Raw genomic sequence first — 24293 nt, 5'->3', positions numbered from 1 at the left:
AATGATTCTCAGCTATAGTTAATTGCAGCCACTCACTGTAATTACCAATGGCCTAGATCTCCCTCGCTGACTTTTTTGCCGGAGTAATACTATGAATCCCTATCATCAAAGTTTGATTTTGATTGGCATGCCCGGCGCAGGTAAAAGCACACTGGGGCTGCTGCTGGCAAAAAATCTGGCGAAGGATTTTGTCGATACCGATCTGCTTATCCAGCTTGAACACCGCAAAACCCTGCAGGATATTTTGCACCACCATGGGTATATGGCGCTGCGCAATGCAGAGGAAAAAGTGTTGTTGAATGCCCACTACCCCAACCATGTGATCGCCACTGGTGGCAGCGCGGTATACAGCGATGTTGCCATGCATCACTTAAAACAATTTGGGCCGATTGTGTTTTTGGACGTGACAGTAGGTGAGCTGGAAAAACGTATTCACAACATGGAAAACCGTGGTATTGCTCGCCCCGCCGGGCAAAGTTTTGCCGATGTCTATAGCGAGCGGCGCCCGCTTTATTTACGCTATGCGGACATAGTGATTGATTGCGATGGCAAAAATATTGACGACTTGCTGGATGAAATAATCTGTCAGGAGGCAAATGCCTTTGCCGCAGCAGATGCCTGACCGCACGCGCTAAAACAATTCAACCCGACTATCGTGCTCATCCTCCTCTGTTGCCCCTTCGGGGGCATCCAGCAAATGCGCTACATTATCCAACTCTTGTACCAAGCTGCGGAAATGTACCTCTACCGCTTCCGTCGCTTCTTGCAGCCCCTCCAGTGACACTAGCGCCTTTTCCGACAAACTGAGCAACGCCGTTTCTTGCTCCATATTCAAATCAAGACCCGTCGCCATCAGGCGCAGGGAATCGGATAGCTCCGTCATAATTTCTTTAACCGCGTTGCGGTTATCGCGCGAGGACATTTCCAGCAACATCATCACGGTACGCGTATTGTCCTGCTGGATTTTTAACAGCGAATTCACCTTCAAGGTTTTTGCGCGCGCCTCGGCAATAGACACCAAATGCGCCAGCACATCGCGCAGGCGACCATAGCGCTCCTCATCACTGGCCGGCGCATCCGTCACTAATAATTGCAGGTGTGTAAAGCTGAATAACAAAAACCGCCCCTGGGAAATAATGCGTGCACTGGTATCACGCGCGAGGCTAAGCAGCTGCAAATAAGCGGGAGATATAGCGGCGGGAAACAAGCGGGTTTCATCATCAAATACAAATTGCACAACGCCACTTAAATTGAGATCACCGAGGCAGCTGTGAATCAAATGCGCTAAGCGCTCCAGCTCCATCACCTCCTGTATTTTTTCAGCGAATACGGCGATGGTGCCCATTTCCGACGCCGATGACATGGCGGTAAACGCAATGGCGGAAAAGTTTTTTAATTCCTGTTGCAGCGCGAGGATCGACTGCTTGTCCTCGTACACCTTGCGCATTACCAAGGCGTAATCGGCTTGGCTCATAGCGCTGGTTATGTAAGCGTCCACCCCTACATGAGTTAACTGGATTGCTACATCACTGTGACCATTCCCTCTGGTGAGCAGCACGATTTTAGGTAAATGAACGGGAATCAACTCAAGCCAACTATGCTCCGGCACAATGGCACCCTCGGCAAACACCAACAGATCAACTGCATGACAAAGCGCTTCAAAATCAGACGCTGAATGTATCTCCTGCTGATACGGCGCCGCATCATCAAGCAACGCACCGGTGTTATTCACGATCATGTGCTGATCAGGCACCCGATAACACCGGGCGGGGTCTCCTACTAACCACAATGCTTCCATAACATCATCCTCGACAAAATCACATTACCGCTGCAAATCGCTGCAGCGTTTAAAATATAGTCAAGGTTTGTTGGAATCATGAAATATTTGACTGATCACCACTGCTTAACGCGCTAAAGGGTGAAATTTAGCCGCCATCCGCGTAGAGTGTTCATCCGCCGATGATCTTCGAGAGTTCTTATGGAAAACAGTATTGATAGCAGCAACGATACCAACCACGACACCAACAAAGACATCCACCACGAAGAACCCGCCTTACTCAATGCCATTGAGGCCCGTGTATTAGGCGCCCTGATGGAAAAACAGCTAACCACACCCGACCAGTACCCGCTAACGCTCAACAGCCTGTTATTGGCCTGCAACCAAAAAACCAGTCGCGAACCTATTAGCAATTATGAGAGCGGTCAGGTACAACGCTGTGTCAGTGAATTGCAGGATCGTCAATTGCTCAGTGTGGATTACGGCAACCGCGCCGCACGTTACGACCAACGCCTGACCCGCGTGCTCAGTGTAGATAAAGCCACCCAGGCTATTTTGACGGTACTGCTGCTGCGCGGCCCGCAAACCGTGGCAGAAATTCATACCCGCACCCAACGCATGGTGGAATTTGCCGGACACCAGGCACTGGAAGAAAAACTGCAGCAACTCTGCGCCAAAACCAAACCTCATGTGGTACACATTCCCCGGCAGGCTGGCCAGCGTGAAGATCGCTACATGCACCTACTCTGCGGTGCACCGGATTTAGCCGCGATTGCCGCCATGCAAAACAGCACCGTTAGCCGCAGCAGCAATGATGAACACAGCGCGCAGCATGAACATCAAAAGCAACTTGAACAAAAAGTGCAGCAGTTGGAAAGCCGTATTGAGTTACTGGAAAAACAAGTTGCGACGCTGATGGAGTTAAACGGCGTTAGTAATGACGATTTAAACTAATTTTTTTGTTTGTGATTAAGTAAAGGTAAAACCATGACAGTTGTAAGCACCAAAAAAGCACCACAGCGCAGTAAACGTTTGCGCAAAAAATTATTTCAGGACGAGTTCGCCACCTTTGGTTTTGAACTGGAATGTGAATTTAAAAGCGATTTAACCGACGAAACCATCAGCGAATTTGTCGATAGCTTTTTTATCGATGCCATTAACGCCGAAGGTCTGGTATTTGGCGGCGGGCTCTCCAGCAAACGCCTCTCGGGTTTTGTCGGCTCTGCCAAACGCTACGGTTCAACCACCGAAGCGGACAAAGCAAAATTGCACGCGTGGTTAGTGGCACAACCGCAAGTTGCCAAGGTCGAGCTGAGTGAAATTATGGATGCGAATTACTATTTGTAAATAACCCAGTGTCCATGATCAACGCACAGCCATCAGGCTTGGCTGTGCGAAAAAGATAGAATATCTGCCTTCTTTTATAACCACACTTGAAATACTATAGAGCACAGAGGTTAATGCACAGGGAATGGCATTATCATCAAATAATAATAAATGATGTAACAGGCTTACAGGGTGTTTGTCTTTTCATGACGGTGGGAACGCTCTTTTATGACAATTGAGTTTTATAAGCGCATTGCCTTTCGTCTAATGCGATCCAGCTTAGCTATAGCTCTTATATTGGGACTCATTGTTGCGCTGTTCCAAGTAGTTATAGATTTGGGGTATCAACGCCAACAAATAGATAATAACGTCGACGAGATTTTTCGGGTAGTACAAAATTCCGCGCAGCGTGCAGTGCACCAATTAGACGCCAACCTGGCTAACGAAGTTATCAAAGGTTTGGAGAACTATAACTTCATTACTTATGCCGCCATTTTGGATGACCGCGACCAAGTCATCGCTGATTATTCATCCTCCCCCTCTCCGTCCGATACGCTCTGGTTAACACGACTCATTGCGGAAGAAATCAAAACCTACCAGCTCGATCTCATCTACACCGACAATACCTATGAGGGAAAACTGGTAGTGAGCGTAAGCAATGACTTGGGTTTTGCACCTTTTTATGATCGGGTGCTCACCATCATAGTGTCGGGTTTACTCCGGAACCTTAGTCTGGCATTAGTACTTTTTGCACTTTTCCATTTTATGCTCACGCGCCCTCTGGTCACTATAGCGCAGCGGTTTTCCATGATACGGCCGGAGCAAACTGAGCGAAAACGTATCGACCATGTTGAAGGGCACCGATTTGATGAACTGGGCTACATTGTTAATGATGCCAACAGTTTCCTTGCCGCACTTGAACACTGGCAAACCGGCTTGACCAAAAGTGAACAGCAATTGCGCCTTATTTTGGATACCAGCCCCAATCTGGTATTTGCCGTCGATGAAAACTACCGGTTCATTTTTGCAAATAACACCACAGAACAGTTTTATCAAAAGAACCAAACCGACCTCATTGGTCAGGATTATTGTGATGTACACAAGAGTGTTGATAAGGAAGAAGCAAAAGCCCTGACTTCCAGCCTAAAACAGTTGGACTTTAACAACCCCCAAGGCCTCACGGTGGAGCACAAACTCACCACCGCAAGCGGCGATAAACTGGTTATACAAATGACCTTTATCGCCTTCACGCTCGATGGCAAATCCTGTGTGCTCATCGTAGGGCTTGATATCACCAAGCGGGTTAAAGCCGAAGAGCGCGTTGAATACCTTGCCTATTTTGACACCCTCACCGATCTGCCCAATCGCAATTTATTTCAGAACCAACTAAAAAAGGATGTGAGACGCGCTAACCGCACTCACAACTTTGGCGCGCTTTTGTTTATCGATTTTGACGATTTCAAACGCATTAACGACACCATTGGCCATTCGCTGGGCGATGAACTCTTACTAAAGCTCTCGGTAAAAATCCGCAAACTATTGCCAGAATCAGACACGCTTGCACGTTTAGGTGGGGACGAATTTGTTATCAGCATGCCGGATTTAGACAAAGACCTTGAGGCAGCAAAAAATCAGGCAATAACCCTAACCAAACACCTGCTCGCAACAATCAATGCGCCGGTGGCCCTGAGTAACGGCGCTGAATTTGTGGTGAGTGGCAGCATCGGGATTGTGATGTACCCCTTCGAGGATAGTGACACCGAGGTACTCTTGCGCTTTGCCGATACCGCCATGTACAAAGCCAAAGCACATGGTCGCAATGGCTATCAGCTGTTTGAGGAATCCATGGCGGCAGAGGTACATAGACATGTGCAATTGGAGTCAAACCTACGGGAGGCAATTAAAAAGAAACAGTTCTCTATGGTGCTGCAGCCCATCGTCAACGGGCTCTCAGGGAACCTGGTAGCAGCAGAGGCGTTAATTCGCTGGAATCATCCAACTCAAGGGTTGGTTTCACCGAATGATTTCATCCCCTTCCTTGAAAACTCCGGCATGATCGTCGATGTTGACTATGTGATGGTGGACAAAGCCTGCGCATTTTTAAAAGAGTTAATGATCGCAGGCGTACTTCCGCCCCAATTTCGTATCACCTTAAACCTGTGCGCCAACACTTTGTATCAAGCGGATTTTGTTGAGCGTATTGTTGCTATTGTTGAAGGTTACGGCGTATCCGAACGCAATATTGAGTTTGAAATTACTGAACGAGCGGCACTGCACCGCCTTGATGAGGTGGTGGCAAAAATAGTTACCCTGCAACGCCGTGGTGCAACTTTTTCACTGGACGATTTTGGCACCGGCTACAGTTCACTCAGTTATTTAAAACGTATCCCCATTAACAAAATCAAAATCGACAAATCCTTTATCGATGACCTGATGGTAGATGGTGAGGATGAGGTACTGGTCGAGTCCATTATCGCCATCGCCCGCACCATGAAATTGGCGGTGGTTGCCGAAGGAGTGGAAACGCAGGTGCAGGCAGACTGGTTAAATCGATATCCCGATATTTGTTTTCAGGGATACTTAATCGACAAGCCCATGACCCCGAATGCCTGTCGCCTGAAATATATGCCCGCCCAATCAATAGAAACGGAACCTTTGAAGGGAAGCGTCTAAGCTTTTTCTTTCTAAAAAGATCAAAAATCAGCACACTTCCAAAAAAGTATGTGACAAAAGCTACAAAAAATATTTATTTTTATACTATTTTTGAATATTAAAACAAACAATAATTCACTATAAGAATATTAAAATATAGTTATAACCCCCTCTTTTTTATACCCATCCGGTCTATCTAAATATCCCTAGTTATTCCACCTTTGAAGCTAAAACCCGCTTAAAACAGGGGAAAAACTCCATTAGAGAATTATTCAATCTAAACGTTTTTCGGCCTACGGCTAATTGGTGACAACCACCACCAGAGGCTGTCATTGAGCAAAAAAAACACTCGCACAAGTAAATATCGGCACTGTCGTCAAAATACACATCTGGATATAATTTGCGCACTTTGAAATTACCGAAGGGATGCGCAACACCGAGATCTATCCTGCAAATGTTAAATCACATCAAGTTACTCGATTTAAATATACCCAACGATCAACAAGTACTTCCCACACTTCCACTCAATATCCCGCGAGAAGCCTCCACCTATGCAGATATGATCGTGAATTATCTGCAGCTCCTGGGCATTGATAAAGTGTTCGGTGTGCCGGGCGGTGCAATAGAGCCTTTGCTCAATGCTCTGGCTCGCTCTGAACGCAACGGCGGCCCGCGATTAGTCGTGGCGCGGCACGAGTGTGGCGCCGCGTTTATGGCCGAAGGCTACAGCCGGGAAACCGGAAAGATGGGCGTGGTCTGCGCGACTACCGGCCCTGGTGCCACCAACTTAATCACCGGTATCTGCTCTGCTATCAGTGAAGAAGTCCCGATGCTGGTAATTACCGCGCAAACCCCGCTGCCCAAGTTTGGCAAGCGCGCACTGCAGGAATCCAGTTGCACGGCAATTGATACGGTCGGGTTATTTCGCCATTGCACCCGCTACAACACGCTCATATCCCACCACGAACAGCTGGAGAGCAAATTGGTATCGGCTTTAATGGCGGCGCATCGCACCCCGCAGGGGCCGGCCCATATCAGCATACCTTCTGATGTTTTGCGCACTCCTGCCCAGATAAAACCGCACATTCATGCGGATTTATTGATTCATGATTTTTTTGTGTCCGACGAATCGGCAATCAATCGCCTCTGTGAAAAGTTGGGGCGCGTTGACACTATTGCCGTTTATGTGGGTAACGGCGCAGGCAGTGCGCATAAGGAAATCATTAAATTTATTGAATTGACGGGTGCCGCGTTTGTCACCGGCCCGATGGGAAAAAGTTGGGTTGATGAAACCCATCCCCAGTACCGAGGCGTGTACGGTTTTGCCGGACACGAGAGTGCCAAAGAATTATTTCAAGGGGATAAGATCGATCTGATTATCGCTGTGGGTGCCGCCCTCGGAGAAATGGGGACCGGCGGTTGGAATGATGACCTGTTAAATACCAAACTGGTGCACATTGATTCTTCCGTGGAGCACTTCACTCGCTCGCCCATGGCCAACCTGCATGTGTTTGGAAATTTGCACACCATTTTTACGCGGCTCATTGAAAATGTGGCAGCAGCGCGCAAGTGGGGCCGCACCTGGCAAACCATTCCCGGCAATACCGAAAAAAATGTATTAGGTACACACGTTACTTTGCGCGAACCGGAAAAATGTTTGAGCGACGCAAGCCCCATTAAACCCCAGCGACTTATGGCGCATTTGGCGCTAACACTGCCCGAAGACACTCGCGTATTTATCGATGCGGGAAATGCTTGGGCGTGGGCAACACATTATTTTGTGCGACCGAATAATCAGGGTTATTACCGTATTGCGATGGGCTTTGGCTCCATGGCCTGGGCGATTGGTGCATCCATTGGCAGCGCCTTTGCAAAAGAAACTGGCCCTACGCTTTGCTTGGTGGGTGATGGTTCCTATTTGATGAGTGCACAGGAAATAACCGTAGCCGCCCAGCACCAACTGCCGGTGGTGTTTATGGTGTTAAACGATGCCGCACTGGGCATGGTGAAACACGGCCAACGCTTGGGCAACCAGGAGTCCATTGGCTGGGAGCTAAACCAAATCAATTACGCCGCCATGGCCGAGGCTATGGGTGTTGAGGGTATTGTCATTACCTCGCCCCAGGAATTGGTTGAGCTGGATATGCCTGCGCTGTTTGCAAAAAATGGCCCGACCCTGATTGACGTTCGCATTGATCGCGATGAAGTGCCTCCTATGGGGGATCGCATCAAAGGCTTGGCGATTAATGGCTCGGCAACACCCGGCGGCTAACACAGACCAAACCTAATCGTTATAGCAACCACCAATAATCCCCCTGAATTTTTATCCACACTTATTTTTATGAATGAGAGGTTTTTGTTTTGTCCCATATAGAAGCAACAGGTAGTTATCTACCATCCACCATCGTCCTCAATAGTGAATTTGTGGGCGGCAATGCCTTGTTTGAATCCATGGATGAATACTTTTCCGGCTACGAAGAACGTCGCCATGCCAGTGCGGTTGAAACCGCCTTGATGATGGCGGTCGAAGCCGCTAAAGATGCCTTGGCTAACAGTAAATACACGGCAATGGATATCGATTTAATTATCGGCATTATCCAACCCAGTCGAAATGTTTACGGCGATGATTTGAATTTGATGCAACACGAGTTAGGTGCATGGAATGCCTCGGTGTTGCCAATCAATACAGCGTGCTCCTCGTTTATTACCGCATTAAATATGGCGGATTCACTGATCAGCACCGGCAAAAATAAAGTGGTACTCATAGTAACCTCGACCGATTGGGTTCACACTATGCTGGACACCACCAAGCCAAACTTTGCTTTTGCGGGCGATGGTGCAGGCGCGGTAATTTTGGATGCTTCCTCAGAGTCTTTTATTGATAAGCATGAATTAAACAATACCAAGCCGGAAGTGTTTAACGCGCTGGTAATGAAAAATGCACAATTTACCCAACAGAAAGAATTTTTTACTGTGCGCCCCCCGGAAGGAAGAACCACAATAAAAGATTTAATTTTGTTTCCTATGTCTGTCGCAAAAACGCTGCTTGATAGAAACCCGAGCGTTGCAGTTGATAAGGTGATAATGCACCAGTCCGGATTAAAAATGATGCAAGTCTGGGCCGACAAACTGGAAATTTCTGAGGACAAAATCCGGCATACCATAGGGCTTTATGCCAACATGACCGTAGCTAATATACCGGTAACATTGGATTACTGGCGAAAGAAAGGTGATTTACAAAGAGGTGAAAAAATATTATTCATGGCGCCTTCAGCGGGCGGCTATTCAATTGCCATGCTGTGGGAATATTAATTTTATTTTTTATTCGAGCCTCTGATCACACCAGAGGCTCGATCTTGCACTGACCACTTCAGTTATTTATTCAAATGACTTGATTAAAGATTTTTTTAACTGAATCAATGAACCAGGGTAGCGTAAGGCCCCAAAATTTTACCCAATTCACCCGATTCTCTCAGCAGTTCTAATTGCACATTTAGTTGTTCTATAAACTGAAGATTTTTGGCATTCTTGTGACACACCACCGAGGCGCCCTCACCTTCAAAAACGGAAAGCTTTTTATTGTATTCCGGAATTGGCACGCCAAGTTTTTGGGCGGCCAGAAAAACATCCGGCGTAAAACCCACAATTGCGTCTACCCGTTTTTTTGTCAGCATATTCACGCGCACCTCTTCACTCGCCACTTCGTCAACCACCGCATTGACTCCCTGCAAATAAATATTGCGATCAAAACCGAGCCAGATGGCGACTCTTTTATCGTTTAGCTCATTAAAAGAGGCGATAGTTTTTTCACCTTGCCGTGTAAAAACGCGCATGCTGATATAGTCGATGGGATTCGAGGCAATGAATTCACGGCCTTTTGTTTGTTCGGAAAAATGTGTTTGTATTGAATTCAGGGACGAAGGAAAAATACAGTCTTCGCTATCCATTAAATTACGCACGGCGCGGGTCAATGGAAAAATCACCAACTTAAAGTTGAGATTTTTATCGGCCAGGGCTTCCAATAGCTTGTTGTATTGATCATTGCCATTTTCACGCAGGCGATATTCCAATGCCACACCAGAAATGCTGATTGGAGCTTCGGCTTCAACCTTGGTTTGTGCTGCCGCCGCTCCCGCCAACAGCATGCCCGCCAGAACAAACACACTTTGTTTGATTCGTTTCAGATTCATAGTTATCAATCCCATTGTTTTTAGAAACTGTATTCCAGCGAGAGCCCAACTTCACGTCGCCTACCATAGGTAGCACTTGAAATACCAACAGACGAAAGTTCAGTGGTGCCACTTAAAAAATAGGTCTCGTCGGTAAGGTTGTTACAAAATAGCGAGGCCTTGATCGTATCCTGATTATTTGCCCAGGTTACCGAACCATTAACCAAAGTAAACGCCGGTTGCGCGATAGATTCTACATTTAACGGGTCATTGTAGGTTTTGCTTTTGTAACTTAACTCCAAGGTGGTTGTGAGGCTGCCATAGTCTCTGAACTGATAATCGTATTCACCTCTTACAAATGCATTCCAGCGCGGAATTTTTTGTAAGTCATCGTCTTTATTCAATAGGGTGCTCTCACCTAACTCGGTATAACGAGCATCAAGATACCCAAAGCCGGTACGGATCTGAAAGTTATCAACCACCGTAACTATTGCCTCTAGTTCGGCACCGTCAATGGTAGCTTTTGCAGCATTATCGATGGTGACAGCAATTAAATTATTCGCACCGACAGTCAGCACCGAGACCTGCATGTTGGTGTATTCGGTGGTAAACACCGCGCCCTGTAGGTAAAGCCAATCGTATTGCTGCTTGAATCCCAACTCATAGGTGGTGGCGTTTTCCGGGTCAAAGGTATCTATAACCGGAGTGCCGTTTTGGGCATCGGTTGGTGGGTTAACCAAGCGACCATTGTAGCCACCACTTTTAAAACCTTCGCTGTAACTGGAGTAAAGCATGGTGCGATCGTTAATATCGCAGGAGATATTTAACCCGGGTGAGACTTCCCGCCACACATCCGTGGGTTTCTGTTCCGGGCCAATCAACTGGGCTCCACTATTGACGGTAAAGTTATCGATAAAAAATTCTTTTTGTTCACGTGTCATACGCAAACCACCCGTTACTTCCCAGGCATCCTGTTCCCAGGAGAGCTGACCAAAAAGCGCGCGGCTATCGACATCCACTACATTATTCACATCAAAAGTTGCATCGGCGCCGCCGCCAGTCGCCTCAAACAATCCATCCAAAAAAACAACGTCCTGGTGATTGGTAATATCTTCCTTCAGATAAAAAGCCCCTAGTGTCCAGGATAAATGGTTGCCGCTAGTGCCGGTTAAACGCAGCTCTTCACTGAATTGCGATTGCTCATCCAGATTCACCACGCTGCCATAATTCAGCGGTGAACCATCCGCGTCCCGCGAATAGGTGCCCTCCATGGCGCGGTATCCTGTAACTGAAGTCAGGGTCATTGTTGGGGATAGTTCAATATCGCCGGTGAGCGACAGGCCTTTTACATCTATATCATCCTGTGAAGGACCAGTACTGAAGGTATTAAACCCATCGCCTGTGGGCAACCAACGAGCGTCCCATTGGGTATTAAACCGCGGCCCAGCGATAAGTGCATTGAACGCCTCCCAGTTGGTTAAGGGTTCCCCCGGTGGCAGTGTGCTTAGATCCCTGCCCTCGGCGATTTCTATCATCACCTCTGCCGCACCGTTTTGGCGTTGGCGGGTATAGTCACCGGTTAAGCGAACATCGATATGTTCGGCAGGCTGCCAATGCAATATGCCTTTCAAAGTACTGCGGTTTATGTTGCCCTGATCTTTCCCATCCAGCGTCCGCTCTACATAACCATCGCGGTTTTCATCCAGTAAGGAAATACGACCAGCCAAGTTCTCGGCCAATGGGCCTTCTGCACTTAAAGCAAGATCCTGACGATCCTTGCTACCACCCGTAAGGGCGATAGTTGCGCTGGCTTCATTGCTGGGTAAGCGTGAAATAACATTCACCGCTCCACCGATAGTATTTTTGCCAAACAGCGTTCCCTGGGGGCCGCGTAATATTTCCACGCGCTCAATGTCGTTCACCTTCAGCACACCGCCAACCGAGCGGGCGATATAAACACCATCGAGATAAATACCCACGCCCGGGTCATTGGTTGAAAGGAAATCATTTTGGCCGATACCGCGAATAAACACTGCCGCGGCGTTGCTGGTGCCCGAGATAGGTGGCGATGCAGAAAACTCCACGTTGGGGGCTAAAGCTGCCAAATTGGAAATGTCGCTGATGGTCGGATTGGAGAGTATCCCGGCGCCGAACGCGGTAATCGCTATAGGTACATCCAAAAGGCTTTCTTCGCGCTTTCTGGCAGTGACCATTACCTCTTCAATGGTTTTTGTTACTGAGGTTTCCTTCCCATTAATGTCATCCTCGGACAGCGCCGGCAGCGCCCATCCTTGACCAAACAGCAACAAGAGCGCTGAAAGGCTTAGTTTATTCTTAGTAGAACAGGGGGACATGTGATTTACCTTGATGGGTATTTGGAATTTTTTGGCTAACAACCATTATTAACATCTCAAAAATGATTGCCAGGATTAGCAAGAGACAACTCCCAGTCGATAGGTATAGTAGTGAATTGCTAAAAATAAACAACTTCGCCGCCAATATTGCGCTCACTGATTAGATTTTAGAATTGCCTGATTTTTGCCAAGCGCTAAACACCAATAACCTGAAGAATCCTGAAGCGCTCTAAAGAAACCAAAAACAAAAAAGGCTGTGCCGGTTTAACACCGAACACAGCCTTTATAAAACCCCTGTTATCTCTCAAGCCAAGCCCTGTTTTACAGGAGGCTCGATTTGCGACAATTAGGGCAACGTAATAATCGAAACAGAACCGATTGGATCATACGAATAATCGTCCTTCGCCTCACCTTCATCGGCCGTCAGGATAAATTTTCCGTCCGGTGAAAAGGTCAGCATATCGGGCAAGGCGCCGACTTTGGCAATACCGAGCAATGCATAACTGCTGGTATCAAAAACCACCACGGTACCTGTCTGGGTTTTATCAACCGCTTGCAATGCGCCCGCAATTTTACCGTTGCTCACAGCCACACTATTAATACCACCACCGTAAGGGCTAAGGTCGATAGTGGTCAGCAATGACAGTGCCGCAGGGTCGGCCAGGTTCAATACTTCAATGCGCGAATTTGCAAGTAGCTCACCGTTATTCAATACAAATAAACGTTTAGTGATTGGATCGTAGGCGCTGATTTCTGCTGCAGCCACACCACCTTCCAATATCAAGCGCGAGGCAAAACTAAATTCACCATTCACATTGCCTTGGTAAACCGTCACGTTGCCGCTTCCCTCGTTGGACACCACTAACAAGGGATTACCGTTGGGGCTGTTAGCCGCACTGATAAACAAAATCCCTTCCGGTGCATCATCACCTTCGGTGATCAACATTTGACTAAATTGGATATTGCCAAGATCAGTGATGTCATACACCGCTACCGCATCGGCACGTTCCAAACCGACAAATACAAACCGCTTGGAACCAACCATGCCAATCGCCAGATTCTCCGGCTCAACACCTTTGGCATCGCTGCGGTCATCCGGGTAAACACCGGCGTTATTAGCTTGGACTTCCAAATCATTGCCGCTGTCATACACCTGTTCACCCGTAGTGCCATTCCAAATACTGAATGAACGCGCACCAAAACTCAGCAATTCACTGAATACAGTTTCCGCGCTGGAGGTTTTTGCAAATTGCGTCACCAGCAAACGGCCCAATTGCGCATTTTGTTTTAGCTCGGTGGCATTGGGGAAATCCGATTCGTCGAGCGTGATATCGGCGACTTTTACACCCTCTTCAAAATTCGTGTAGTAATCGCGCACATCGCCTTCATTGGCGGTAATCACATAATCCATTCCACCATCATTAAATGCAGCAATGCCGTCAGGCTGATAAATACCAAACACTTTTGGATACGCGGCAAACTCGACTTTATCATCCCGGTCACTCGGGTCGATCTCATTGCCTACTGCACCGTAATCTTTAAAACCCAAGGGAAAAATATTAGTGATAGCCGGGGTACCATCCAGATTAATACGTGCAACACCGTTGTTTTCCTGCAGCGTTACCCAGGCTGTTTTTGAGTCAGCAGCAACGGCAATGTATTCCGGTTCAACATCTTTGGCTAAATCGGCGTTCAAACCAAATACACGGAAACCACTATTTTCCAACGCGGTTTCGTCGTCATTAAACGAGGAAAAATTCAGCGTAGTCACGGTTAAATTCAACGCGGGGGTCATAAAGTTTTTCAGGCCGGGCGATGCGTAAAGCTGGGGAGCAGTACCATCACCCAAGTCAATAAATTCACCGCCATCTGGCAGGCGACCATACGCGTTTACGTGAAAGTCGCCGTGGCTTACGTTATCAATAATTGCTTCAAAACGCGCCAGAATAATATTTTCGTTTTTACCAATACCAAAACCACCCGTGCTGTTAGTGATTGCACCGGCCGGTGCATTGGTGGGTAAATTTGCACCGGTGGCTACATCGGTCAACAACACCAGAAAACCATGTCCGGGAATAGTAGTGCCGCCGGGAATGGGCATGAGAGTATTTTCGCTGTCGCTCAGCGACCATTCACCTTCCGCAAACACATAGGGTTGCGATGATTTGTTGTAAAGCTCTACGTAATCAAAATCCAAATCGGCGCGGCCTTTGGATACCACTTCGTTAATCACAATATCGCTCTGCGATGCGGGTGGGTTCACTACTGGTAAAGCGTTAATCACACCGGGAGTTGCGGTCAGCGCTTCAGCTTCATCGTGCCACTCGCCACCATCGGGCAAACGGCCAATGGTGTTTACATGGCTACCGGCAGCCCAACCTTTTTCATCAATAATTTCGCCCTTGTGGGTCAGCAATGCTGTATCGCCTTTACCCAAACCAAATTCAGCGGCACCGCCAATAATGGTTCCCTCTGGCGCACCAAAGGGTACGGCAGTTTGATCTACCGCTACCAACAAGAATCCTTTAGCCGGAATGACACTGCCCGCCGGTATTAACACGCCGGGAACTTTGTCCTCACCAAAACCTTTTAAATCGTTGACCGCCCATTCGCCTTCGACGAAGGTGTAATCGCTATTGCCTGGGTTGTAGATTTCGATGTAGTCATAACCACCGCCGTCCGAGCGCATTTCATTGAGCACCAGCGTCGGCAAGGCGGCTGAAGATACTGACGATGAGCTGCTGCTTTCACTTAACGAAGAAGAACTTTCAACAGAGCTAATAGTTGCAGAAGAAGTGGTTGCAGAACTTGTAGTTGCAACAGAAGTGCTCGACGAAGATATAGTATCCACCGAAGAGGCATCGCTGGATGACGACACGCTGCTTGAACTGCTGGTTGAGCTAATGGATGAACTGCTGGATGAATCATTGTCATCACCGCCGCAGGCCACCAGGCTAAATGACACAGCGGCCAGCGCTGCCCAGCGTGGTATTTGTTGGATGAGTTTCATATTATGTGTTCTCAAATAAGGCATGTGTTAATAAAACCAAGGCTATTTGTCGTAAATAAATGTTTTTTGGCGCGCCAAGGTTACGGCAGCCAGATGACAGAAAAACAACAAATAAATGACAGCTTGATTACACAAAAACCGAGGTGATGAGTGACCACAACCCAACAAGTAGTACTGGTGTACGACAAAGAATGCCCCGCCTGCGACAACTACTGCCGCATGGTGCGTATTCGTGAGGATATTGGTGAATTAGTGCTGTGGGATGCGCGCGAGCCAGGGCCCATTATGGATGAGATTACCGCACTGGGTTGGGATATAGATCAGGGTATGGTGGTGAAACTGGAGCAGCAACTCTATTACGGTTCCGATGCAATTTACATGCTGTCGCTGCTGAGCAGTCGCTCGGGGTTGTTTAATCGTTTGAACTATTGGCTGTTTAAATCCAAACGATTAAGCCATGTGCTTTACCCGATTCTGCGCGCACTGCGTAATTTATTATTAAAGCTATTGGGCAAAACCAAAATTAATAATTTGGGTTTTGCCAACAACGATAAGTTTTAATATCAACAAAGCAATACCAATAAACCACTACGAAGACCTACTGCAATGCAGGCATAACAAAGGGCAACAAGGTTAAGCCTGCAACAAAAATAATCGCAATCACCAACGCCATAAAACGCAGCGGTTGCGCACAAAAATGTTGCCACAGACTGGGCACCTGCCCCGCCTCCACCAACTGCGCATAATTTTGCTGCTGGCGAATCGCGCGCTCAGCTTGATAGGCGTGAATCAATTCCCGCGCTCGTTGTTCTTGTGCGCCATCTGCGAGCCAAATTGCATCCAACCCTACGCGGAAAAATCCAGCATCGGTTTCATAGTAGTTAATCTGGTGCTCGTTGAGCAGCATACGAATTTCCTGAGCTTCATCGTCAGGCACTTGCGCGAGTTTGAATAATAATCTGGCCATAATGTCCGGTTAATCTTGTTATTGACGGTGTTAAGTGCGGAGGATAACAGTTCTCTGTGTGCGGTTTATATTATCTTGCCATGTTGTGCGTTTCATTTTCTTCGCCAGAGCGACTATGATCAACCCTAACACTCAATTTGGAAGATAAGGATGACTGCGTTGCTCTTTCACATTGAACAACCTGATGCAGCCGATCCACCGTCTGGCAGGGTGCAGCTGCACCTGTGCGGGGACTGGCAACTTGGCCATACTCCCGATGGCGAAGGCCTGTGCGCCGCTATCCCTCCGGATAGCAAAACTATCACACTCATCACCGATGAACTCAAACAGTGGGACTCCAGCCTCGCCGTTACTCTGCTGCAACTCGCGCGCTGGTGCGAACAACAGCAAATTTCGCTGGATACCAGTGCCACGCCGGAAACCCTGCAACAACTTCTCAACCTGGCTACCGCAATTCCCGCCTACCAACCCGCCACCACCAATAACAAGGTAAGTTTGCTCAGCCGATTGCAAAAAACAATTGCTGCCCAAGGGGAAGGTTTAGCGCGCACCCTGACGTTTATTGGCGATGTGAGCCTCGCGTTTATCAATTGGTTGCGTGGCAATGCCAAAACACGTAGGCAGGATATTTTCTTTTTTATCGATCAGGTTGGTCCACGCGCGCTGGCGATTGTCACCTTGATTGCATTGCTCGTGGGCATGATTCTCGCGTATTTGGGTTCAGTGCAATTACGCCAATTGGGCGCCCAGGTGTACGTGGCCGATTTGGTTGCGATTGGTATGGTGCGCGAAATGGGCGCATTGATGACCGCGGTAATTATGGCGGGCCGCACCGGTGCAGCTTACGCGGCGCAATTGGGTACCATGCAAGTGAATGAAGAAATTGATGCATTAAAAACCATGGGTATTTCCGCCATGGAATTTTTAGTGTTACCGCGTTTATTAGCACTGGTTTTTATTATGCCGCTGCTGTGCATTTACGCCGATGTAATCGGCATGTTTGGCGGTGCGTTAGTCGCGACCAGTATGGATGTCAATTTTAGCCAGTACATTTTGCAAACACAGGGCGCGGTGGACCTTATGGATATCATGGCCGGTTTAATTAAAAGTGTATTTTTCGGCATTTTAATAGCCATCGCCGGTTGTCAGGCCGGGATAGAGTGCGGGCGCAATTCCGATGCGGTTGGCATGGCGGCCACCAATGCCGTGGTGCGCGCCATTGTCTATTTAGTGGTCGCCGATGCAGCATTTAATATTCTTTACGACAAGCTGGGTATTTAAGATGAATACCACTCCGTTTATTAGCGTGCGCGATCTCAGCATCGGTTATGGCAGCCGTGTAGTGCAGCAGAATCTAAATTTTGATATTGGTAAAAACGATATTTTTTTTATTATCGGTGGCAGCGGCTGCGGCAAAACCACATTACTCAAACATATGATTGGTTTGATAGCACCAAGCAAAGGCCAAGTGTTATACGAAGGTGTCAATTATTATCAAGCCGATGAAGACACACAATTAAAACTGTTGCAGAGCTGGGGCATTACTTATCAGTCGGGCGCTTTGTTTTCCAGTATGACGCTTGCTGAAAACGTCGCCCTGCCCTTGCAGTTGTATACGGACTTATCCGAAAAACAAATCGCCGAAACAGTTGCGTACAAATTATCCCTGGTCGGGCTCGCGGGTTATGAAACATTTTATCCGTCAGAAATCAGTGGCGGCATGCACAAACGTGCGGGGCTAGCTCGCGCCATCGCACTGGACCCGCAATTATTGTTTTTTGACGAACCTTCCGCAGGCCTGGACCCCATCAGCTCCTTGCGGCTGGATCAATTAATCGTGCAAATCTGTAAAGCGCTGGGCTCCACGGTAATTATCGTCTCACATGAACTGCCCAGCATTTTATCCATAGGAACCCATTGTGTAATTTTGGATGCACAAGCCAAAACCATGTTGGATTCAGGCGACCCGAAAGAATTACTCCATCACAGCCAGCACGAAAAAGTGCGTCAATTTTTGAGCCGTGCAGGAACAGCGGCAGCGGAGAAGCAATGAAAAAGAACAATTCGTTTAGGATCGGCGCTTTTATTGTCGGTGCAATACTGCTGGTATTTTTAGCTCTGCTATTCTTTTCCGGCGGTGACCTTTTTTCGCAAAAGGAGCGAGTCGTCATGTATTTTGAGGGCTCGGTTCAAGGCCTGCAGGTCGGCGCCCCCATTAAACTAAAAGGGGTAATTCTGGGCGAAATAACGGATATTCAAATTAATTTTGACAGCAACACACAAGATAACGGCAATAAAAATAATTCCGCAAAAAACATTGTCACAGCGGTGACCGGCGACTTAGCGTTAAAACGTATCAGCCGTAAGGGGAATGAGGTATCGCTGGAATTCTTTGAAGAAGCCATAGCCAATGGCTTGCGCGCGCAGCTCAACTTCCAAAGTTTTTTAACCGGCCTACTCTATGTGGAATTGGACTTTTTCCCGGACACACCTGCCACCCTCTACGGTTTCAAAAAAAATTACCTTGAGCTACCCACGGTCGCAACCGGTTTTGAAGAGCTCACTAAAAACCTGCAAGAGATTAACCTGAAAAGCTTGGTTAAAAATTTGGATCAACTAACACTGCGCCTGAGCAACATTGTAAAAAGCGGTGTAATAGAAGAAACATTGGGCAGCGTAAAATTGGCGGCTGATAGTTTCACCGAAACATCCCAAACTATGGGGCAGGATGTTAGCCAGTTAAGCAAAAATCTGAGCGATACCAGCCGTACGCTCAATACCTTATTAGCGTCACTCAACAAACAGACACCAGCCGTAGCCGATGAACTGCGAGCAAGTATGCTGCAATTACAACGAAGCCTGGTGGAGTTAGACAAAGCCTCTAATAGCGTGCACCAAAGTTTCTCTGAAGACGCGCCACTGGTAAATCAACTTAACGACACCCTTAAAGAAATAAGCCGCTCTGCCGAGGCATTCCGCACACTGAGCGAAACAATTGACCAACAACCTGAGGCGCTACTGCGCGGCAAACAGGTTTCGGATGAGGACGAATAATATGATGCGACATTTATTTATCATTGCATTACTCAGCAGCCTATTGCTGGGCTGCCAACAATCACCGCGCAAACAATATTATTTATTAAACGCAACGCCCCATGCAGATCAATCAGTAGCGGTTACCCAGTCGGTAGGGTTGGGGCCAATAGAAGTTGCCGATTATTTACAGCGCTCGCAATTAATTGTTAACAGCGATGCAAATAGCTTGCAGGTTTCAGATAACGCTTATTGGGGCGAACCGCTACCCAAAGGCATTACCAGAGTATTGGCGATGAATTTAATGAACCACCAACCCACTCGTGCAGTCGAATTATTCCCTTGGCGCAGCGACAGCACCCCTGCCATTAGCATTCGGATTCAGATACACGATTTACAAATTATCGACGGTTATGCGGTGATCAATGCCAGCTGGAAATTAATGGATAATCTTGCCAAAAAAACTGTGGCGCAACATCACCACATCAATAAACGCCCTTGTGAGAGCACGGCGCGGGATATTGCAGCAGCCTATAGCATATTGCTGGCAGAGCTGGGCAATGAGATAAATCAGGCACTTGTCAGCAAGGGCAAATAATCCATAGCGTGTGCAAACGCACAGATGATTTTCGCGCAAAGAGGGACACTAAGTCGCGATGAGCCCAGTGAATCCTTATTAAAAAAGGATATTAAAATGATTCCCTTTGTACAACTGAAAGAATTTTTTTATATCTTTCGTGACACCTATAACCAGTGGATCGAAAGAGAACCCTTCAGAAGCGCAGCTGTTATCGCGTTCTACACTATATTTTCAATGCCGGGGTTATTGGTCATTATCATTAATCTTGCGGGATATTTTTACGGAAAGGACGCGGTGACACGCCGGATCAGTTCAGAAATTGAAGGAATGATTGGTAGCAATACCGCTAAAGATGTTGAAGCGATAATCGCAAATGCCAGTGTCCATCATGACTTCACGTTTAGTTCCGTGGTTGGCATAGCGACTTTGATTTTTGGTGCTACCGGGGTTTTTTATCAGCTGCAACAAACCTTGAACCAAATTTGGGAGGTAAAAGCACAGCCCAAACGTAAAATACTCAAAATGGTATTGGATCGGATTTTTTCCTTCGGGCTAGTTCTCGCCGTTGGCTTTTTATTATTGGTGTCGTTAATTTTGTCTGCCTTGCTTACGTTATTAAGTAATTGGGTGGCTTTTTATTTTTCCGAGACATTCAATATCGTCTTTCGTATTCTTGACCTGTCCTTATCACTGGGGGTCATTACTTTTTTATTTGCGGCGATCTTTAAATTTCTTCCCGATGCAAAAATTCCCTGGCGAGATGTTTGGACCGGGGCTTTTGTAACCGCGTTATTATTTGTGCTCGCCAAATTTGCCTTGGGCGTTTATTTTGCTCACAGCAACCCCGCCTCTGCTTATGGTGCTGCCGGCACAGTTATTTTAATCATGCTCTGGGTTTCTTACGCCGCGTTAATCCTGTTGTTTGGAGCTGAATTTACCCGCATATATGCAGACCACTGCGGTGAACGCGTTCAACCGGAAGACTTTGCAGTCTCCACCCATGAAAACACTACCCCAGCATCCAACGGCCACAATATTCCTGCACATCAGATTACTGCCACACAACCGCCGCAAAGTATGGACCCGCATATTCATCCGTCGCCCGCTACAGATCACATTTACCCCTTGGATAAAGATATGACCTTGGAGCACAAAGCGAGTAAAGCAACCAGCGCAAGCAATACATCAATTGGCGGCGAAGAAGACCCGGGTGCGGGACTGGAATTTCTGGTGACGAGTAACAAACCCAAACAATAAAGGCATTAACATTTATTGTTTATTGGCAGCACTTATTAACGCCCTGCAATCAGTATTTGGCACATTGCCTTTTTCGATAAAAGCGAGAATCGCGGCATAAGGTGTGAGCAATGCACCCAGCGCTATGGCTGCCACACCGCGCACAGCGGTTTTTTCCGGGTGAAGGCCAATCCTCGGGTCTTTTAATTGCCCCGAAATAGTAATAGGTACGCGCAACGACAAGAGGCTGTTGTCTTTGGGTTTTGCATCCAGCCAGGCATTAATTTTTTCATCTTTTAAATTAATACTGACATCACCCACCAGCAATGAATCGTTGGTATCAAGCACCACTACTTCAGAGGTGAGCATTCCTTTTTTCACATCAAAATCCAATACACCGCAATTAATACGCGTCGCTTTATCCTTGCCGAAAAATAAGGGAAATGCCTGTCCAATATCCAGATCCGAAGCCTCAATTAATAGTTGGCTGATTTCACCACCGGACATAATAAGTGTTAAGTCGCCATTACTGGTTGCCAGTACTTCCGCAAGGGATGCCCCCTCCCCCGCGAGAGCGATTTTTCCACCAAACATACCGTCGGTAGTGGATTCAAAACGTGTGCCTTTAAAAAATTGCACCAGATTTAATTGCCGCATATTTAAATCCATGGTCATTGGCGGCACTGCGGGGTTTGCATCGATTTCAATTATGCCATCCACTGTGCCATCCGCCAGTACGAGATTGAATGGATTTAATTTTAAAATTCCATCGCGCAGATCAAACCTTACTTCCATTCCTTTAAAGGGTAAATTCGGCCCCGTTACTTGTTCGGCCTTTAGCTGTATATCCAAATCAGTTGCCAGCAGCCGTTCACGCGCGAGGGGAACATCGGGAATTAATCTTGTGGATTTAACGGCTTCACCCTCTGGATCGAGACCAATAAATCCACCCAGGTCTGCGGCATTGAGTACCGTGGACGTTAGATCCGCCGTTAAATAACCGCGCTCACCCCCAACGTCATAGGATAAATTCCCCGCTAAATCACTACTCCCTACTTGCCCTTTAAATTTATGGTAAGACCAGACATTGCCCGATTTAGTGAGTTGCCCTTTCAGGGTGTAATGCGGGGTGGGTGGCAAAGGAATTGCCGTGAGATAAAAAATATCAGCAAGGTTGGTGCCTTCTATTTCCAGCAGTGCATCCACACCGTCCAGTTGCAGTGGGTTTTGGAATCGCCCATCGACCAGCACTTTGGTCTCACCCATTTCCAGTTTAAGCTGCAGTGGAAACGACACCGATGCATCGCGTAATTGGCTAAGCGAACCGCCAGTTGCGGTAATAGTAAAATGTTTATCGCGCATTTTTCCGCTTCCGTTCAGGGTGTAACCTTTTTCAAACCCTTGATGAGAAGAGGCAGCGACTTGCTCATGTCCAGTTACTGAATCCAATTGCAAATCCAGATTCAGGCCCTTCAGGTTATCGTTAAAAACGATATGACCACGACTGATTTTTAACTGATCAATCACCGGAAATTCATAGCGGCTCCTGGCAACAACGGCGCCATCGGTATCCGCTGGTGCCAGCGCGGGAAAATTCCAATTTACAAGATCAACTGATTTTCGCTCCAAATAAATTTCTGGTGCGACTATGTTTATTTCACTGATATCGATATGACCGCGCAGCAAACGAAATGGCTTGAAATGTAAATCAATTAATTCAATCCGCGCCATGTCTGGCTCGCTAAAATTAGCGGCATTTTGCAAGCGAATGTTTTCAACATAAATATGGGTATAGGCCCAACGCCAGTTAACCCTGATTTCACCATCGACAGAAATTGCCCGCTCCAATATTTGGCTTCCCTTGACCTCGATCAATGTTCGCAGCAGGGATGCGGAGAATATAATGATGCACAGCACCCCCACTACCAGCAACACCATGCTGGCAGCAACAACTCCAACTGCCGCCGCGACAAGGGGGCGCCTCCGAAGATGAGCTATACGCATAAAAAATCCAAAAAAAGGTTAAGCCTAATCATCACAATAAATTGCTCTTCCAGTCTGTGCGCCGCTACACCTACACAGGCAAAACCGGTGTTACATACCTTCTCAACAAGGTGGCCAAGCGCAATTGGGGCTATGATGTAATTTCGACTCGCTACCTGAAGGAACCCTATTATGAAAGTCGCCATATTCAGTACCAAACCCTATGACCGCGAGTTTTTAACTCAAGCAAACAATGCACTACCGCAAGCCCACGAATTAATTTTTCACGAAACCCAACTTAACACTCAGTCCGCGCTACTGGCACAAAATTGCCAAGCGGTTTGCTGTTTTGTGAATGACCATGTGGATGCAACAACATTGGCGCAACTTGCCGAATTAGGCGTAAAACTGATCGCACTGCGCTGCGCCGGATTTAATCAGGTGGATTTAACTGCCGCGAAAAAACTGGGCCTGCTGGTCGCGCGCGTGGCGGACTATTCACCCCATGCCGTGGCCGAACATGCGCTGGGTTTGATGCTGATGCTCAACCGTAATTTGCATCGCGCCTATCACCGTGTACGCGAGAACGACTACTCGCTCAACGGCCTGTTAGGTTTTGATATGGTGAATAAAACCGTCGCGGTAATTGGTACCGGAAAAATCGGCGCAGTACTGGCGACGATTGTGCGCGGGCTGGGCTGCCGGGTGATCGCCTACGACCCTGAACCCAACAGCGCACTGATCGCCGCCGGTGTGGCTTATCTGCCGCTCGACCAACTCTGGTCACAAGCCGATATTATTTCCCTCCACTGCCCGCTCAACACTCATACCCATCATCTGATTACCAACAACAGCATTGCGCAAATGAAAAACGGGGTGATGTTAATTAATACCGGGCGCGGCGGTTTGATTGATACCAAAGCGGTAATTGACGGTTTAAAAAGCAAAAAAATTGGCCACCTCGGGCTGGATGTGTACGAGGAGGAAGGCGATTTATTTTTTGAAGACAACTCCAACCAGTTATTGCAAGACGACGTATTTGCACGCCTGCTCACCTTCCCCAATGTAGTCATCACCGGCCACCAAGCCTTTTTTACCCGCGAGGCACTCACTGCCATCGCCCGCGTGACCCTGGCCAATATCACCCATGTTGAACGTGGCGAACTGACGCAGGTGTGTTTGGTGAACTGAAACACTGACGTTTAG

The 24293-nt window shown here is 47.5% G+C and carries 19 protein-coding genes; 13 read left to right on the top strand and 6 right to left on the bottom strand.

Annotated features, from left to right (window positions below; translation table 11 throughout):
* Positions 1–91: 91 nt before the first annotated feature.
* Positions 92–622 carry a shikimate kinase gene (locus D0B88_RS11150; protein ID WP_151057195.1) on the top strand — a complete coding sequence of 177 codons (531 nt, stop codon included), beginning with the start codon at positions 92–94 and terminating at the stop codon, positions 620–622.
* Between the two features lie 9 nt (positions 623–631).
* On the opposite strand, the gene D0B88_RS11145 is transcribed toward D0B88_RS11150, so the two are convergent.
* Entirely contained in the window at positions 632–1798 is a 1167-nt protein-coding gene (locus tag D0B88_RS11145) for a hypothetical protein (protein WP_151057193.1), read from the bottom strand.
* Between the two features lie 180 nt (positions 1799–1978).
* Between D0B88_RS11145 and D0B88_RS11140 the strand changes: the two genes are divergently transcribed.
* The 5 genes from D0B88_RS11140 to D0B88_RS11120 all read left to right on the top strand — a co-directional run bounded on the left by D0B88_RS11140 (position 1979) and on the right by D0B88_RS11120 (position 9067).
* The gene (locus D0B88_RS11140; protein WP_151057191.1) at positions 1979–2731 is read left to right on the top strand and encodes a YceH family protein; all 753 of its coding nucleotides are present in this window, start codon (positions 1979–1981) and stop codon (positions 2729–2731) included.
* Positions 2732–2764: 33 nt separating this feature from the next.
* The gene (locus D0B88_RS11135; RefSeq protein WP_007640349.1) at positions 2765–3124 is read left to right on the top strand and encodes a YggL family protein; all 360 of its coding nucleotides are present in this window, start codon (positions 2765–2767) and stop codon (positions 3122–3124) included.
* 276 nt (positions 3125–3400) lie between these two features.
* Positions 3401–5776 (top strand): bifunctional diguanylate cyclase/phosphodiesterase, encoded by a 2376-nt coding sequence (locus tag D0B88_RS11130; RefSeq protein WP_191966420.1) that lies wholly within the window; start codon positions 3401–3403, stop codon positions 5774–5776.
* A gap of 433 nt (positions 5777–6209) precedes the next feature.
* Positions 6210–8027, top strand: coding sequence for a thiamine pyrophosphate-binding protein (locus D0B88_RS11125; protein ID WP_151057187.1), 1818 nt, complete (start codon positions 6210–6212; stop codon positions 8025–8027).
* Between the two features lie 89 nt (positions 8028–8116).
* Positions 8117–9067, top strand: coding sequence for a 3-oxoacyl-ACP synthase III family protein (locus tag D0B88_RS11120; RefSeq protein ID WP_151057185.1), 951 nt, complete (start codon positions 8117–8119; stop codon positions 9065–9067).
* A 104-nt stretch (positions 9068–9171) separates the two neighbouring features.
* Here D0B88_RS11120 and D0B88_RS11115 read toward each other — a convergent pair whose 3' ends face one another.
* The 3 genes from D0B88_RS11115 to D0B88_RS11105 form a co-directional block, all read right to left on the bottom strand.
* Positions 9172–9945, bottom strand: coding sequence for an ABC transporter substrate-binding protein (locus D0B88_RS11115; protein WP_191966419.1), 774 nt, complete (start codon positions 9943–9945; stop codon positions 9172–9174).
* A 20-nt stretch (positions 9946–9965) separates the two neighbouring features.
* The gene (locus D0B88_RS11110; RefSeq protein ID WP_151057181.1) at positions 9966–12278 is read right to left on the bottom strand and encodes a TonB-dependent receptor; all 2313 of its coding nucleotides are present in this window, start codon (positions 12276–12278) and stop codon (positions 9966–9968) included.
* 346 nt (positions 12279–12624) lie between these two features.
* A complete protein-coding gene (locus D0B88_RS11105; protein WP_151057179.1) occupies positions 12625–15288 on the bottom strand; it encodes a choice-of-anchor I family protein in 2664 nt (887 codons plus the stop codon).
* A gap of 150 nt (positions 15289–15438) precedes the next feature.
* On the opposite strand from D0B88_RS11105, the gene D0B88_RS11100 reads away from it, so the two are divergent.
* Positions 15439–15849 carry a DCC1-like thiol-disulfide oxidoreductase family protein gene (locus D0B88_RS11100; RefSeq protein ID WP_040391567.1) on the top strand — a complete coding sequence of 137 codons (411 nt, stop codon included), beginning with the start codon at positions 15439–15441 and terminating at the stop codon, positions 15847–15849.
* A gap of 37 nt (positions 15850–15886) precedes the next feature.
* Here D0B88_RS11100 and D0B88_RS11095 read toward each other — a convergent pair whose 3' ends face one another.
* Positions 15887–16255, bottom strand: coding sequence for a DUF6164 family protein (locus tag D0B88_RS11095; protein WP_007640338.1), 369 nt, complete (start codon positions 16253–16255; stop codon positions 15887–15889).
* Between the two features lie 150 nt (positions 16256–16405).
* On the opposite strand from D0B88_RS11095, the gene D0B88_RS11090 reads away from it, so the two are divergent.
* From D0B88_RS11090 to D0B88_RS11070, 5 genes are all read left to right on the top strand, one after another.
* Entirely contained in the window at positions 16406–17536 is a 1131-nt protein-coding gene (locus D0B88_RS11090) for an ABC transporter permease (protein ID WP_151057177.1), read from the top strand.
* Between the two features lies 1 nt (position 17537).
* A complete protein-coding gene (locus D0B88_RS11085; protein ID WP_151057175.1) occupies positions 17538–18308 on the top strand; it encodes an ABC transporter ATP-binding protein in 771 nt (256 codons plus the stop codon).
* Positions 18305–19309, top strand: a complete 1005-nt coding sequence (locus D0B88_RS11080; RefSeq protein WP_007640333.1) for an MlaD family protein — start codon at positions 18305–18307, stop codon at positions 19307–19309. The genes D0B88_RS11085 and D0B88_RS11080 overlap by 4 nt, the downstream gene beginning before the upstream one ends.
* Position 19310: 1 nt before the next feature.
* Positions 19311–19886: a membrane integrity-associated transporter subunit PqiC gene (locus D0B88_RS11075; protein WP_191966418.1), complete on the top strand. Its 576-nt coding sequence runs from the start codon at positions 19311–19313 to the stop codon at positions 19884–19886.
* A gap of 96 nt (positions 19887–19982) precedes the next feature.
* Complete coding sequence (locus tag D0B88_RS11070) at positions 19983–21125, top strand: YihY/virulence factor BrkB family protein (protein WP_191966417.1); 1143 nt, start codon at positions 19983–19985, stop codon at positions 21123–21125.
* A gap of 12 nt (positions 21126–21137) precedes the next feature.
* Here D0B88_RS11070 and D0B88_RS11065 read toward each other — a convergent pair whose 3' ends face one another.
* Entirely contained in the window at positions 21138–23108 is a 1971-nt protein-coding gene (locus tag D0B88_RS11065; RefSeq protein ID WP_151057170.1) for an AsmA family protein, read from the bottom strand.
* Positions 23109–23279: 171 nt separating this feature from the next.
* On the opposite strand from D0B88_RS11065, the gene D0B88_RS11060 reads away from it, so the two are divergent.
* Positions 23280–24278, top strand: a complete 999-nt coding sequence (locus D0B88_RS11060) for a 2-hydroxyacid dehydrogenase (protein WP_151057168.1) — start codon at positions 23280–23282, stop codon at positions 24276–24278.
* The last annotated feature ends 15 nt before the right edge of the window (positions 24279–24293 follow it).

It is taken from the genome of Cellvibrio sp. KY-YJ-3 (assembly GCF_008806955.1).
Classification (GTDB): Bacteria; Pseudomonadota; Gammaproteobacteria; order Pseudomonadales; family Cellvibrionaceae; genus Cellvibrio.
The sequence above is the reverse complement of the archived record's forward strand: the minus strand, read 5'-3'. Positions and strand labels throughout refer to the sequence as shown.